This window comes from Streptomyces enissocaesilis (genome assembly GCF_039533765.1).
In the GTDB taxonomy this organism is placed as follows: Bacteria; Actinomycetota; Actinomycetes; order Streptomycetales; family Streptomycetaceae; genus Streptomyces; species Streptomyces enissocaesilis.
In genome coordinates, this window is the sequence record NZ_BAAAUD010000048.1 from 12,612 (window position 1) to 27,055 (window position 14,444).

9 protein-coding genes are annotated in these 14,444 nt (G+C 73.5%); 3 read left to right on the forward strand and 6 right to left on the reverse strand.

Annotated features, from left to right (window positions below):
• The first annotated feature begins 61 nt into the window (after positions 1-61).
• The 3 genes from ABD374_RS24780 (at position 62) to ABD374_RS24790 (ending at position 4,023) form a co-directional block, all read left to right on the forward strand.
• Positions 62-796 carry an ABC transporter ATP-binding protein gene (locus tag ABD374_RS24780; RefSeq protein ID WP_344497818.1) on the forward strand — a complete coding sequence of 245 codons (735 nt, stop codon included), beginning with the start codon at positions 62-64 and terminating at the stop codon, positions 794-796.
• Entirely contained in the window at positions 790-3,285 is a 2,496-nt protein-coding gene (locus ABD374_RS24785) for an FtsX-like permease family protein (protein WP_344497819.1), read from the forward strand. Before ABD374_RS24780 ends, ABD374_RS24785 begins: the two co-directional genes overlap by 7 nt.
• An 81-nt stretch (positions 3,286-3,366) precedes the next feature.
• Positions 3,367-4,023 carry a class I SAM-dependent methyltransferase gene (locus ABD374_RS24790; protein ID WP_344497820.1) on the forward strand — a complete coding sequence of 219 codons (657 nt, stop codon included), beginning with the start codon at positions 3,367-3,369 and terminating at the stop codon, positions 4,021-4,023.
• 70 nt (positions 4,024-4,093) lie between these two features.
• Here ABD374_RS24790 and ABD374_RS24795 read toward each other — a convergent pair whose 3' ends face one another.
• The 6 genes from ABD374_RS24795 to ABD374_RS24820 all read right to left on the reverse strand — a co-directional run.
• The gene (locus ABD374_RS24795) at positions 4,094-5,065 is read right to left on the reverse strand and encodes a TauD/TfdA family dioxygenase (RefSeq protein WP_344497821.1); all 972 of its coding nucleotides are present in this window, start codon (positions 5,063-5,065) and stop codon (positions 4,094-4,096) included.
• A 15-nt stretch (positions 5,066-5,080) separates the two neighbouring features.
• The gene (locus ABD374_RS24800; RefSeq protein WP_344497822.1) at positions 5,081-5,881 is read right to left on the reverse strand and encodes a 4'-phosphopantetheinyl transferase family protein; all 801 of its coding nucleotides are present in this window, start codon (positions 5,879-5,881) and stop codon (positions 5,081-5,083) included.
• A 6-nt stretch (positions 5,882-5,887) separates the two neighbouring features.
• Positions 5,888-6,829 carry a TauD/TfdA family dioxygenase gene (locus ABD374_RS24805; RefSeq protein ID WP_344497823.1) on the reverse strand — a complete coding sequence of 314 codons (942 nt, stop codon included), beginning with the start codon at positions 6,827-6,829 and terminating at the stop codon, positions 5,888-5,890.
• Complete coding sequence (locus ABD374_RS24810; protein ID WP_344497824.1) at positions 6,826-8,133, reverse strand: MFS transporter; 1,308 nt, start codon at positions 8,131-8,133, stop codon at positions 6,826-6,828. The genes ABD374_RS24805 and ABD374_RS24810 overlap by 4 nt, the downstream gene beginning before the upstream one ends.
• Positions 8,130-9,089: an ornithine carbamoyltransferase gene (locus tag ABD374_RS24815; protein WP_344497825.1), complete on the reverse strand. Its 960-nt coding sequence runs from the start codon at positions 9,087-9,089 to the stop codon at positions 8,130-8,132. The genes ABD374_RS24810 and ABD374_RS24815 overlap by 4 nt, the downstream gene beginning before the upstream one ends.
• 47 nt (positions 9,090-9,136) lie before the next feature.
• The coding region (locus ABD374_RS24820) for a non-ribosomal peptide synthetase (RefSeq protein WP_344497826.1) at positions 9,137-14,444 on the reverse strand (5,308 nt) is incomplete at its 5' end.

Consider the following 14,444-nt stretch of genomic DNA (forward strand, 5'->3'; position numbering starts at 1 on the left):
ACCACCAAGATTCCGCTCCGCTCCGATGTGTCGGAAGCGCGGGCCCTATTGAGTGGACACCATGAATCAAGCAGCCGTCCGGCTCCGTTCGGTCACCCGGTCCTACGGCAAGGACGCCAGCGCGGTGACCGCGCTGGACCGGGTCAGTCTGGACATTCCCCAGGGCACCTTCACCGCCGTCATGGGGCCCTCGGGCTCCGGCAAGTCGACTCTCCTCCAGTGCACCGCGGGTCTGGACCGGCCGACCGGCGGCCAGGTGTTCCTGGGCGACACCGATCTGACCCGGCTCAGCGAGACCAAGCTGACGCTGCTGCGCCGCAAGCGGATCGGTTTCGTCTTCCAGGCCTTCAACCTGCTCCCCTCGCTCACCGCGGAGCAGAACGTGGCGCTCCCGCTGCGGCTGGCCGGGCGCCGGCCCAAGCGGGCCCAGGTACTGGAGGTGCTGGAGCGGGTGGGACTGCGCGAGCGCGCCGGGCACCGGCCCAGCGAGATGTCCGGCGGCCAGCAGCAGCGCGTGGCGCTGGCCCGCGCCCTGGTCACCCGCCCGGAGGTGCTCTTCGGCGACGAGCCGACCGGTGCGCTGGACTCCACCACCAGCCGGGAGGTGCTGTCCATGCTCCGCTCGATGGTCGACGGCGGCCAGACGGTGATCATGGTGACGCACGACCCGGTCGCCGCCTCCTACGCCGACCGGGTGCTGTTCCTGGCCGACGGCCGGGTGCAGGACGAGCTGTACTCCCCGGCCGCCGAGCAGGTCGCCGCGCGCATGACGAAGCTGGCGGCGGTCCCGTGCTGAGTCTCGCGCTGCGCGGCATGCGGACCCGCTGGGTCACCTTCGTCGGCTCCTTCGTCGCCCTGGCCCTGGGCGTGGGGCTCATCGCGACCACCGGACTCGCGCTCGCGGCCACGTTCAGCGCCCCCGACCGGGGACCCGAGCGGTTCGCCGCGGCCCCCGTGGTGGTCCAGGCGTCGGACCGGCTCCGGATCGACACACCGATCGGCATCCGGACACAGCCCCTCGACAACCCCCGGGCGGTGCCCGCGAAGCTGGCCGCCGAACTCGCCCCGCTCGGCCGTACGGTCGAGGACCGGACCTTCCCGGTGGACGTCGGGGGCGTGGACCTGGCCGCCGACGGCGGGGCGGTCGTCGGCCACCCGTGGCCGGTCGCGGATGCCACTCCCTACCGGCTCTCCGGCGGGCGCGCCCCCTCAGCGCCCGGCGAGGTGGTCGTCACGGCGGGTCCCGGCGCCGATGTGCGTACGGGCGACCGGATCGAGGTCTCCACCCCCGCGGGCACCGGCACCAGGACCGTGGTCGGCACCGTGCGGCCCGCGGGCTTCGAGACCGCGGTGTTCTTCACCGGCGCCGAGGCCGCCGGCATCTCCCCGCCCATCGACGCCGTCGTGGTGCACGCGGACGCGGAGGCGGTCGCGGCGGTGGTCGGCGGGAGCACCGGCATGGTGGTCCTCACGGGCGACGACCGGCGCAGGGCCGATCCCGACCCGGACCGCGACGCCGAGGCCCTGGTCTCGGTCAACGCGCTGCTGGGCACGGCCGCCGCCATCACCGGCTTCGTCTCCGTCTTCGTGGTGGCCTCGACCTTCTCCTTCGCCGTGGCCCAGCGCAGGCGCGAGTTCGGCCTGCTCCGCACGGCGGGCGCCACGCCCCACCAGGTACGGCGGATGGTGTACGCCGAAGCCGTCGTCATCGGCGTGCTGGCCTCGGCCGCGGGCTGCTGGCTGGGCGCCGCCGGAGCGCCCCGGCTCGCCGCCTGGATGGTCGACGTGAGGATCGCACCGCACTGGTTCGCCATCGGCGACCAGACCTGGCCGCTGCACACGGCCTTCTGGACCGGACTGGTCGTGGCCATGGCCGGTGTACTGGTCTCCTCCTACCGGGCCGGGAAGGTCGGGCCGACCGAGGCGCTGCGCGAATCGGCCGTCGACAGCCGGGCGATGCCGCTGAGCCGGTGGCTGACGGGCGGGGCCGTACTGCTGACCGGGGTCGGGCTGCTCGTCATGGCGCTCGTCTCCGATCCCGGGGACGTCCTCAAGCGCAAGACGTACATCACCCAGCCGATGCTGCTGATCGTCGGGTTCGCCCTGCTCGCACCGGTCCTGGTGCGGCCGCTGACCCGGCTCATGACCTGGCTGCCGGCCCGGCTGCCCGGTGCCACCGGCGTACTGGCCAGGGAGAACGCGGCCGCCGGGGTGCGCAGGACCGCCGCCGTGGCCGCCCCCGTCATCATCACCGTCGCGCTGGCCGCCTCCCTGATGGGGACGGTGGCCACCATCAACGAGGCCAAGGCCACCGAGGCGGGGAACCAGACGGCCGCCGACTTCGTGGTCTCCCCGGCCGGCGAGGGCCGGGCCCTCTCCCCGGAGTTCGTGGAACGGGCCCGGCACATCCCGGGCGCCGCGGTCAGCGCGTCGCGCTCCACCGGGGTGACGGTCCTCGAGGAGGGCACGGCGCTGATCAGGTCCGAGGCCAGGGCGGTGGACCCGGCCGACCTGGCCGCCGTGTCCAGCCTGCCCGTGGTGGCGGGAAAGATCACCGACCTCGACGACAGGAGCATCATCGTCAACGAGGAGTGGCTGGTCAGTACCGTCGGACAGCAGGTCGGTGTCTGGCTGGGCGACGGCCGCAAGGTCTCGCTCAGGGTGGCCGCGGTACTCGGCACCGGCACCGGCAGCAACGGTGTGTACCTGACGCCGCGCAACGCCGCCGGCGCCGGCGTCGACCGGGTCGACGTCAAGGTCGAGGAGGGCGCCGACCGCTCGGCCGTCGCGGCGGAGCTGCGCGGGGCGGGCCGGGCGAGCGGCACCGAGGTGCTGACGAAGGGCGAGTGGGTGGCGGAGCACTACCCGCGCTCCAGCGAGAACACCCGCCTGGGCCTGCTGATGATCCTGGGGATCGCCCTCGTCTACACCGGGATCGCCCTCGCCAACACCCTGGTGATGGCCACCTCCGACCGGGTGCGCGACCTCGCGGTGCTCCGCCTCACCGGGGCGACCACACCGCAGGTCCTGCGGCTGGTCGCGGTGGAGGCGCTGGTGGTGGTGGCGGTGGGCGCCGTGATCGGCGGCGCCGTGTCCGTACTGAACCTGCTCGGTGTGTGGGGCGCGCTGGGGCTGCTCGACGTCTGGTCGGCGGTCGTCGTGCCCTGGGGGACCATCGGCGCCGTGGTCGCGGCCAGCGCCGTACTGGCCACCGTGTCCGCCGTAGTGCCCGCGTCGCTCGCGCTGCGCACCCGGCCGGTCGAACTGGCCGGCATGCGGGAGTAGTCCGGGAACCGGCAGGACCGGCGACGGCCATCAGTACACGATTTCGAGAGGCAGAGCGCGTTGACGAGCGATACCGGTGTGATGCTCCATGAGTTTCTGCGGTCACCCCTGCAGATCGGTGCGGTGGCGCCGAGTTCGCGCAGACTCGCCGCGGCGGTGGCCGCGCCCGTGCCCGAGGCGGGCGACCCCGTGGTCGTCGAACTCGGCCCGGGGACAGGGGCCTTCACCGGAATGATCCAGGAGCTGCTGGGCGGTCGTGGTCACCACGTGGCGGTCGAGATCAATCCGCGGCTGGCCTCCGCCCTGAGCCGGCGCTTCCCCCGGGTCGAGGTGGTGACCGCCGAGGCGGCCCGGCTGCCCCGGCTGCTCGCCGAGCGCGGTCACGCGGCGGCGGACGTCGTCATCGGCGGCCTGCCGTGGGTCTCCCTCCCGGCGGACGTGCAGCACGAGACCCTCTGCGCCGTCCGGGACGTGCTCCCGGCGGACGGGGCGTTCACGACCTTCGGGTACGTGCACGCGATGCGGCTCGCGCCGGCCCGGCGGTTCCGCCGGATGCTCGGTGTGAGCTTCGAGGAGGTGGTGGCGGGCCGCACGGTGTGGGGCAACGTACCCCCGGCGTTCGTCTACCACAGCAGGCGGCCGCGGGACATCAGGCCGATCGGTCGCCCGCACGGGTGGCGGAGCGGGCGCTGTTCGTGCGCCTCGAAGCCGTGGGCGGGCCTGGCCGGCCACCGCTGACCGGCACACCGAACGAGTCCGCCGCCGCACCTTCCGGTGCGGCGGCGGACTCGTTCGTGCTCTTCGCCGTTCAGCCCGCGGACGGCTCGGCCATCGCCACCGCGATTTTGCGCGGTCCGGTGAACGGCTCCCGGGCGTGCGCGGCGAGCATGTTGTCGACCACCAGGATGTCGTGCCGCTCCCAGTCGAAACGGGTGCTGGCGTCCCGGTAGCACTGGCGCAGGTGCGCCACCACGTCGTCGGGGATCGGCGCCCCGTCCCCGTAGTAGGAGTTGGTCGGCAGGTCCTCGGGCGCGAAGATCTCCTCCAGCCCCTCCCTGACGTCGGCGCCGAGCGTGCTGACGTGGAAGAACGTGATGTGGTTGAACCACACCGGCTCGCCCGTCACCGGGTGCCGGTGGACGGCGTCCCGGACCGCGGTGGTCCGCAGACCGCCCTCGGTCCACTCCACACCGATGCCCTTGTCCCGGCAGTACGCGGCGACCGCGTCCCGGTCGTCGGTGTTGAAGGCCTGCTGCCACGGGACCCCGAAGTCCTGGTGGAAGTTGCGCACCACGCGCCAGCGGCGCCGGGTGAACTCCTCCCGTACGTCGGGGTCGAGGGCCGCGTACACCCGGCGGATGTCCGCGAGGGGCGTGGCCCCCAGGGTGTGGGCCGGCTCGATGCAGAAGAAGTACAGCGTGTGGGGCCAGACCGCCTGGTAGGAGTTCTCGTTGTGCAGGAAGATCTCCTCGTCCGCCGGGTAGTCGGTCGAGGTGTAGACCTGCCCCTTGATGGTGCTCCGCGGGGACGAGCGCTCCGCGTACGTCAGGGGCGGCATCCCGGACAGGGCGTGCACCGAGCCGTTGAAGCCGTCCACCCCGTCGACCTGGAAGCCGCGCAGGAGCACGGCTCCCCGCTCGGTCAGGGCGGCGCGGATCTCCGGCCGGTTGCGGGCGATGAACTCGCCGACCTCGTGGCCGGGGCCGGGGGCCTCGTACACGCGGGGCAGGTATCCGGCCGGGCCGGCCGTGGTGGGCACAGTGATCGATTGGGTCGTCATGATGCGTCGGCTCCTTCAGGAGCGGAAGGGTTCGAGGATGGAGTGGGCGCCCGGCAGCGGGACCGGGCGCTCCGGGCTGCGCGGATCGCGCAGCACTACGGGGCCGGTGCTGCCGGCGGGCCGGGCGAGCGCCACGAAGAGGCCGCGCCCGCTGGGCAGGTCCTGGACCAGCCAGTCGTCGGCGCCCGCCGGTTCGCTGCCCCGCACGACGAGGGGGCCCGCCTGTTCGGGCCGGACCTCCAGGGCTTTGAGGTCCGCCGTGATGCCGGTTCCGATCGCCTTCACCACTGCCTCCTTGCGGGTCCAGCACCGGAGGAAGGCGGCCTGCCGTGCGCCGTCGTCCACGAGGCTGTTCAGATGGGTCAGTTCGGACTCGGACATGACCAGGGAGGCGGCGCCGGCCGGGCTCCCCGATCGTCCGTCCTCCACGTCGACGCCGACCTGGCCCGCGGTGGTCACCGCGAGGACCCAGTGCGGCCCCGCGTGGGAGAGGTTGAAATCGAGCGCGGTGGGCGGCCCGACCACGACGGGTCTGCCGTGGTCGGGGTCCGCGCACCAGGGACAGGGCTCGGTGCCGAACCGGATCCCGGCCGGCGCCACTCCCAGGTACCGGGACAGGACCCGGCGTACGGCGATGTGCGCGCCCGCGTACCGCAGGCCGTCGGCCCGCGGCCGGCGGCGCATCACCGCGCGCTCCGCGGCGGAGAGCAGCTGGAGGCCGGCGACCGGCGGCGGCCCGTCGGTCGTGCCCTGCCAGACGTGGACGCCGCCGCTGTCCCGCAGTGCGCCGTACTCCCGCCCGGTGGTGGTGTTCACCGGGCCTCAGTCGGACATCGCCACGAGCACGCGGCGCGCACCCGTGAAGGGGCGGCGGCCGTGCGACACGAGCATGTTGTCGATGAGCATCAGGTCCCCGGTGCGCCAGTCGCAGTCCTGTGCCGCTTCGAGGCCCCGGTCGCGGACCTGGATGACGTACGCGTCGGGTATCGGCGTGCCGTCGGCGAAGGTCACCGACTGGGGCAGCTCGTCGGCCGGGAGGATCTGCGCGAGGGCGGCGGCGGTGTCGTCGCCCAGGCCCGCCGGGTGCCACTGGTCGGACTGGTTGAACCAGACCTCCGTGCCGGTCACCGGGTGGACCGCGGTGGCGGGACGGACCTGGCGCACGCGCAGGGAGCCGTCGGGACGCCACTCCCAGGCCGCGCCGGTGTTCTCCAGGAAGGCCTCGACCTCGGCGCGGTCGTCGGTCTCGAAGGTGTCCTGCCAGCTCTTGCCGAGCCCGTAGCCGTCGTGGAGGTTCTGCTGGTAGCAGACGCCGCCCCGGAAGGCCTCGCGGACCTCGGGGTCGAGGGACTCCAGCCACAGGGCGGAGTCGGTCACCGGGGTCGCGCCGCCGGTCTCGGCGGCCTTCTGGCAGAAGAACAGCAGCCGGGCCGGCCACTGGTGGGCGTAGGACATCTCGTTGTGCATCGAGATGGTGAACTCCTGCGGGTACTCCGTGGAGGTGTAGACGTTCTTGCCGACCTTCGTGCGGGGCGAGTTGCCGTGCACGTAGGCGAGCCGGTTGGGCAGCAGCTCGTCCATGACCGCTTCGAGTTCCTCCTCGGTGACGCCGAAGCCGCGGAAGATCAGGGCCTTCTCCTTGACGAGCTGCCCGTCGACGGTCTCGGTGTCGCTCACCACCTCGAGCAGCCCCGCGCTCGATGCCTCCACACCGGCGCTCTGCGGAGTGATGACCAGTGGAGCCCAGCTGTCGGACGCGTTCATGTGGTTTCTCCTCGTTCATGGAGTGGATCGAGTGGATCGGATGAATGGTCGGAAAGGCGGTACAGGCGGGAGAGTCCGGAGAAGGCGGCGGTGAGGGCCAGCAGGGCCATCGCCGCGCCGAGGGCCCCGGCGGTGGCCGCCGCGCCCACCGCGTCGAGGAGCAGCCCGCCGGCCAGTACGCCCAGCGAGTTCGCTCCCGAACCGAACAGCTGGAGCACGCTGCTGACCCGCCCCTGGAGCGCGTCGGGGGTGATCTGCACCTGGTGGATCCCGCCGGCGACGTTCACCACGCCGCCGACGAAGCTCATTCCGGCGAACAGCGCGCCCAGGGCGACGGGGGACCTGGTCAGCGCCAGCGCCGGCACCAGCAGGGCCCAGGCGGCCAGGGCCGCGCGGACCAGCGCCGGCAGACCGAACCGGCGCAGGGTCCAGCCGCCGCCGAGCGCTCCGCAGGTACCGCCCACGCCGCTGATGGCGGCGATCACGCCGACGGTCCCGGCCGAGAGCCCGTCCTCGTACAGTACGAAGGCGGGCAGCAGGGCCAGCGCCTGGAAGACCACGTTGCTGCCGGAGATCAGCAGCGTGACCCTCCACAGGAACCGGCGCCGCCAGAGCCAGCGCACCCCCTCGGCGATCTCGGGGCCGATCCTGCGCCGCCCGGTGGCCGCCGGTGCCTGCTGGAACGGCTTCCTGATGAGCAGGACGGCGGCCAGCGAGAGCAGGTGCGCCACCGCCGCCAGCAGGAACGGCGACCATCGGGCCACCGCGAACGCGGCGCTTCCGACGGGCTGCCCGATGATGCCGGCGGCCCGTCCCCGCGCCTCGTTCCCGGCGAGCGCCGCGCTCAGCTGCGACGTCGGCACCACATGGCGTACGCCGGCCCGCTCGGCCAGCCGGTAGCAGACCATGAGGGCGCCCTCGACGAAGGCGGCGGCCGCCAGGTGAGGCAGCCACACCCGCCCGCAGGCCACGGCGACGACCACGCCGGACGCGCTGAGGGCGCATCCCGCACTGCACATGATCATCATCCGTTTGCGGTTCCAGCGGTCGACCAGCGCGCCCGCCGGCAACTGGATCAGCAGCTGCGGCAGTTGCGCGGCGAAACCGGCCACGGCCGCCGCCGTCGCCGACCCGGTGGACCAGATCAGCAGCAGCGGGTAGGCCACGGAACCGGCGCGGGTGCCCAGCAGGGTGAGGCCCGCGCCGCTCCACAGCAGCAGGAAGTCGCGGTTGCGGCGCAGCGGAACCGGGGTGGGCTCCGCCGCGGCCGCCGGCGCCGCGGCCGCTTCGCCGGTGACGCTCATCCGGCGTGCGCGGCGTCCGGGGAGGCTCCCGCGCGGCACCACTTCAGCACCGCCATCGCGCTGTGCATCTTGTTCTCGGCCTGCTCGAAGGCGATGCTCCGCGGTCCGTCGAGCACCTCCCCGGTGACCTCGTCGCCGCGGTGCGCGGGCAGGTCGTGCATGAACACCGCCTTGGGACTGGCGTCCCAGAGCGCCTCGGTCACCTGGAAGGGGGCGAAGCCCGCGCGCCAGCCGGGGTCGGCCTTCGCCGTTCCCGTGGTCTGCCAGCGCGTGGTGTAGATGGCGTCGAAGCCGCCCGGCAGGTCCGCCATGTCGTGGCGTTCCCGTACGGTCGCGCCCGACCGGACCGCGTTCGCCCCGGCCCGCGCGAGCACGTCCGGGGCGAGCCCGTAACCGGCCGGGGTGCGCAGCTCCAGCTCGGTGCCCTCGAACCGGCTGAGCGCGAGCGCCAGCGCGGAGGCCGAGTTGTTGCCCTCGCCGACGTACAGGACGTGCAGCCCGGTGAGGCGGCCGAACCTCATCTGCAGTGTGGTGAGGTCGGTGAGCGCCTGGGTGGGGTGTTCGTCGGCGCTCATCGCGTTGATGACGGACATCCGGTCCTGCCGGGCCCACGCCCGCATCTCCCGCGGGTCGCCCGCGGTGCGGGCGACGAGCACGTCGAGCATCCGGGACAGCACGGCGCCGGTGTCCTCGCTGGTCTCCCCGGTGTTGAGCTGGAGGTCCCCGGGGCCGTAGGTGAGCAGCGAGGCGCCGAGCCGCAGCGACCCGCTGGAGAAGGCCGTACGGGTACGGGTGGACGTCTTGCTGAAGTAGACGCCCACCACCGCGTCCCGCAGGGGCTTCACGCCGGGGGCTCCCTCCGAGGCGAAGGTGACGCCGTCGGAGACGATGGAGCGCAGGTCGTCGTCGGTCAGGTCGTCGATCGATATCAGGTGGCGTACGGGGGAGTGCTGCACGGTGTCCTCCGGATCGGTTCGGTTCGGTTCGGTTGCGTGGCCCGGGGTCACGCGCGGTCCTCGTCGGTCACCACCGCGCTCAGCAGCGGATGGCCGGCCGGGGCCTGGTCGCCGGTGCCCGCCGCCGCCCAGTCGGCCATCAACGTGCCCCGGCCGAAGGACTGTTCGCGTCGGCTGAGGGTCGCGGTCAGATGCTTGACGACGCCCTTGCCGCTGTCGGCGTTGGTCAGGGCGACCAGGCCGACACCGCTGCTGAGGTGGCTGAGCGAGAGGTTCCAGTAACCGGCGGGTTCGCCGCCGTGCCCGAACTCCGCGTCGTCACCCGTGTCGTCGACGATGGTGCCGAGGCCGTAGAAGCTGCCGGGGTGCCCGACGAGCAGTTCCCCGGCGACATCGGCCGGCAGCAGTGCGCCGGGCCGGCCCAGCAGCGAGAGGCGCATCTGGCGCGCGACCTCGGCGACGTCCCGCGCCGTCGTCCACAGTCCCGCGGCGGCGAGGTGGGCGCGGTTGCGCCAGCCGCCGTCGAGGGGGACGCCCTTCGTGTGGTGCCCGAGCGCCACCGGGCGCCCGGCCGTGCGGGGGAACGACTGGTCGAAGCTGCTGCCCGTCATGCCCAGCGGTGCGAACACGAGCCGGTCCATCAGCTCCTGGAAGGACTCCCCGGTGACGTCCTCCAGCAGCTGCTGGAGGACCCAGTAGTGGGTGCTGCTCTTGCGGAACGTCGAACCCGGGACCAGCTGCCGCTGCACCCGCGGGGTGCTGACCGGGCCCGTGCCCTCCAGCAGGTCCCGCAGCGTGGGCACCTCCTCGCCGGGCCGGAACCCGACGCTGCGGTGCCGGGCCAGACCGGCGGTGTGCCCGAGCAGGTGACGGATCGTCACCTCTCCCGGCGCGGACGCCAGGCCGGGCAGGCGCCAGGAGGTCAGGTGCCGGCCGATCGGGTCGTCGAGGGCGATACGGCCCTCCGCCACCAGGCGCAGGGTCGCCAGCGCCGTGACGTGCTTGCTGATCGAACCGACCTGGAACAGTGTCTGCGGGGTGACCGGTTCGCTGCCGCCCACGGACAGCACCCCCGCCCCGTGCAGTTCGACCGACCCGTCGGCGCCCAGCACCGCGATGCTCACGCCGGGCACCTGGTGCTCGGCCATGAGGCGCCGCAGGTCGTCCAGCGGGAACGCCGCCGGAGCGACGGCCGGGGCCGGGGCCGTGGCAGTTGCCGCGGCGGCCGCGGCGGCGGCCGCGCGGGCCCGCTCCAGGAGCGCCGCGACCTCGGCCAGCGGGCCCTTCTCCAGGCGGCTGCGGTCGCCGCCCGCGGCCTGCTCCAGCAGCGAGGCGAGCAGCTCGGTCGGCATCTCCACACCGGCCGGCTTCACCTCCTCGGTGGCGGTGGCGGTGGCGGCCGGTTCCGGCTCCGCCGCACGGCGGGCCGCCTCCGTGTCCTCGTCGATCGCCGCGGCGAGGTCGATCAGCGTCCCGTGCTGGTACATGCGCCAGACCGAGACGGCGAGTCCCTCCCGCCGCGCCGCCGCCAGCACCTGGATCATCAGGATCGAGTGTCCGCCGAGGTCGAAGAACCGGTCGTGCACACCGATCTGGTCGACGCCGAGGACCTCGGACCAGATCTTGGCGAGCAGCCGCTCCGTCCCGGTCCTGGGCGCCACGTAGGCGTCGTCGGAACGCATCGAGGAGCGGTCCGGAGCCGCCAGGGCCCGGCGGTCGACCTTGCCGTTGGCGTTGAGCGGGATGCTCTCCAGCGCCACGAAGGCCGACGGCACCATGTACTCCGGCAGACGCCGCGCACAGTCGTCGGCCAGCACCGACGCGCTCGGCAGCTCCTGGCCGGCGGCCGGCACGCAGTACGCCACCAGCCGTTTGTCGCCCGGGGTGGGCTCGTGGACGGTGACCACAGCGTCGCGCACGGCCGGGTGGCCGGAGACCACCGCCTGCACCTCGCCCAGCTCGATCCGGTAGCCGCGGATCTTCACCTGGTCGTCGAGACGGCCGAGGAACTCCACGTTCCCGTCGGGGAGCATCCGCGCCCGGTCGCCGGTGCGGTACAGCCGCGCCCCGGCGGGCCCGTACGGGTCCGGCACGAACCGCTCGGCCGTCAGGTCCGGGCGGCCCGCGTAACCGCGCGCCACACCCGTACCACCGACGTACAGCTCGCCCAGCACGCCCATCGGCACCGGTTGCATGGAGGCGTCCAGTACGTACGCCGTCATGTTCGGCAGCGGGCGGCCGATCGGCACCAGGTCGAGGGCGACGTGGTCCACCACCGGGTGGACGGTGCTGCCGACCGAAGCCTCCGTGGGACCGTACTCATTGATCATCCGGCCCGCGCCGAGGACCTCCAGCGAACGGTTGGCGGTGGCACCGGGCAGTGCCTCGCCCGCCACCACGTACACCGCGCTGAGCCGGTCCACCTGTTCGGTGGTGAGCTGCTCGGTCAGGATGTCCAGGTGGCCGGGCGTCAGCTTGATGAAGCTGTACGGTCCGCCGTCGAGCAGTGCGGCGGAGAGGTCGGCGGGTGCCGTGTCCTGGGCCACCACCTGCACGCACTGGCCGGTGACCAGGGGCGCCCACAGGTTGGGGACGACCAGGTCGAAGGCGACCGAGGAGAACAGCGGCGCGCCGCCCGTGCCCTGCGCGGCCAGTTCGTCCGCCGCCCAGGCGACGTGGTTGGCCAGGCCGCGGTGCGGGATCTGGACGCCCTTCGGCCGGCCGGTGGAGCCGGAGGTGAAGATGACGTACGCCAGCCGGTCGGGGTCGTCCACCCGGGCGGGCGCCGTGCCCCGGCCGGTCTCGCCCTGGTGCTGGTCCCGGTCCGGCCCCTGCTCCTGGTCGAGCAGCAGCAGGGGGAGGGCGGGGAAGCCGTCCGCGTACGAGGACTGGGTGACCGCGGCGACGGCTCCCGCGCTGTCGCACATGCTCGCGATGCGCTCGGCGGGGTACGACGGGTCGATCGGCACGTAAGCGCCGCCCGCCTTCCACACCCCGAGCAGCGTGGCGATCAGCCCCGGGCCCCGGTCCAGGAGCACGCCGACCGCGCTCTCCGCGCCGATCCCCATGGCGCGCAGCCGGTGCGCGATCCGGTCGGCCCGCGCGTCGAGCTCCGCGTAGGAGACCTCGCCGTCCCGGTGGCGCACCGCGGCGGCGCCGGGGGTCTTCGCCGCCTGCTCCTCGAAGCGCTGGAGCACGGTCGCTTCGGGGAACTCCCGCGCGGTCTCGTTCCGCGCCAGCAGCCACCGCTGTTCGCCGGCCGGCAGGTACGTGGCCTCGGCGCTGCCCCGCGGGTCGGCGGCCATCGCCTCCAGGACCTGCCGGTACAGACCGGTGAGCCGGTCGGCGTGGTCGCGGCCCAGGGCGTGGGTGTGCGTGGTCAGCAGGAGGTGGCCGGAGACGGCCGAGACCGCGAGGGCGAACTCGGTGCCGCCTTCGCCGCTGCTGGCTCCGGCGTCGACCAGCTTGGTGTCGACGTGGTCGAAGTCCTGGTAGCTGAACCGCACGTCGAGCAGCCGGCCGGAGCCCGCGTCGCGCTGGATCACGGGCATCGGGAACCGCCGGTGGTCCCAGACCTCCGCCTCCTTGGCGAAGACCTGCCGCACCAGGTCGCTCCAGGTGCCGTCCGCCCGGTCGAAGGCGAAGGGCAGCGTGTTCAGGTACATGCCGTAGACGCGCTCGGCGCCCGGTGACTCGGGCCGCGCGCTGCACACCAGGCCGCTGAAGAAGGAGTCCTCCTCGGTGACCATGCTCAGCACCTTCAGATGCGCGGCGAGCAGCACGCTCTTGAACGAGACCTGGGCCTGGGTGGCCAGGGCGCGCAACCGCGGCTCCAGGTCGTGCACGGGGACCGCGACCCGGTACTTCTCCCGGGGGGCCGAGGCGTCGCCCTCCCACACGGGGGGCAGGGCGAACGGCGCGTACCGGCCGACGACGTCCTGCCAGTACTGCCGGTCGTCCGTGGACTCCAGCGACCTGAGCTCCGCCGCGACGAAGTCCGCGTAACGCACCGGGGGAGCGGTGAACGCGGCCGGGGCCAGGCCGTCGCGCAGCGCGCGGTAGACGTCGAGCAGCTCCATGAGCAGGGACCGGTGGCTCCACCCCTCGGTGATCGCGTGGCAGACCGTCACCACCAGGCGCCAGGAGCCCTCGTCCTCCACCTGGGCGGTCATCCGCAGGAGCGGCGCCGTGGCCAGGTCGAAGAGGACGGAACGCTCCTGCGCCAGGATGTCCCGGATCCGCTGCTCGCGGTCGGGCGCGTCCCGCAGGTCCTCGACGGTCAGCGGGATCTCGGCCGTCGCCGCGACCAGCTGGAGCGGGGTGGTGAAGGCGTCGAGGTGGAAGGAGGTGCGCAGCATCTCGTGCCGCCCGGTGACCACGTCCAGGGCGGCGCGCAGAGCGGCCCCGTCGAACGGGGCGCCGTCCGTGATGCGGAACGAGGCGACGTTGAGGTAGGCCCGCTTCTCCTCGTCGGCCAGCATCTCGACGAGCATGCCGAGCTGCACCTGGGACATCGGGTACGCGTCGACCACGCCCTCGGGCAGCCGCTGCCGGTCCTCGGCTGCGAGCAGCGCGAAGGGCGCGACGGCCGGGTCCGCCTCGGCGGGCGCCGGGCGGCCGGTCAGGAACTCGCTGAGCTCCGCGACCGTGCGGTACTCGAAGACCTCCCGTACGCCGACGTCGAAGCCGGCCGACCGCAACGCGCCGACCAGCGCGACCGCGCGGATGGAGTGCCCGCCGAGGTCGAAGAAGCCGTCCTCGACGCCGACGCGCTCCAGCCCGAGGACCTGGCACCAGATCGCGGCGACCTGCGCCTCGGTGATGGTGCGCGGCGCGACGTACGGGGAACCGCTGTCGTGCTCGCCCTCCTCGGGCGCGGGCAGGGCGCGCTTGTCGGTCTTGCCGTTGGCGTTGAGGGGGATCTCGGCCAGCGGGACGTGGGCCTGGGGGAGCATGTAGTCGGGCAGGCGGGTGGCGCAGTGCGCGGCCAGCTCCGCCGCGCTCACCTCGGCGCCGTCGGCCGGCACGTAGTACGCGACCAGGCGCAGGTCACCGGTGGCCGACTCCAGCGGTACGACCACCGCGTCGCGCACCGCGGGGTGTTCGGCCACGACCGTCTGGATCTCGCCGGGTTCGATGCGGTAGCCACGGATCTTCACCTGGTCGTCGAGGCGGCCGAGGAACTCCACGGCGCCGTCGGGGCGGGTGCGGGCCAGGTCGCCGGTGCGGTAGAGGCGTGCACCGGAGGGGCCGAAGGGGTCGGGGAGGAAGCGTTCGGCGGTCAGGTCGGGGCGGCCCACGTAGCCGCGGGCGACGCCGGTGCCGCCGGCGTAGAGCTCGCCGGGGACGCCGACC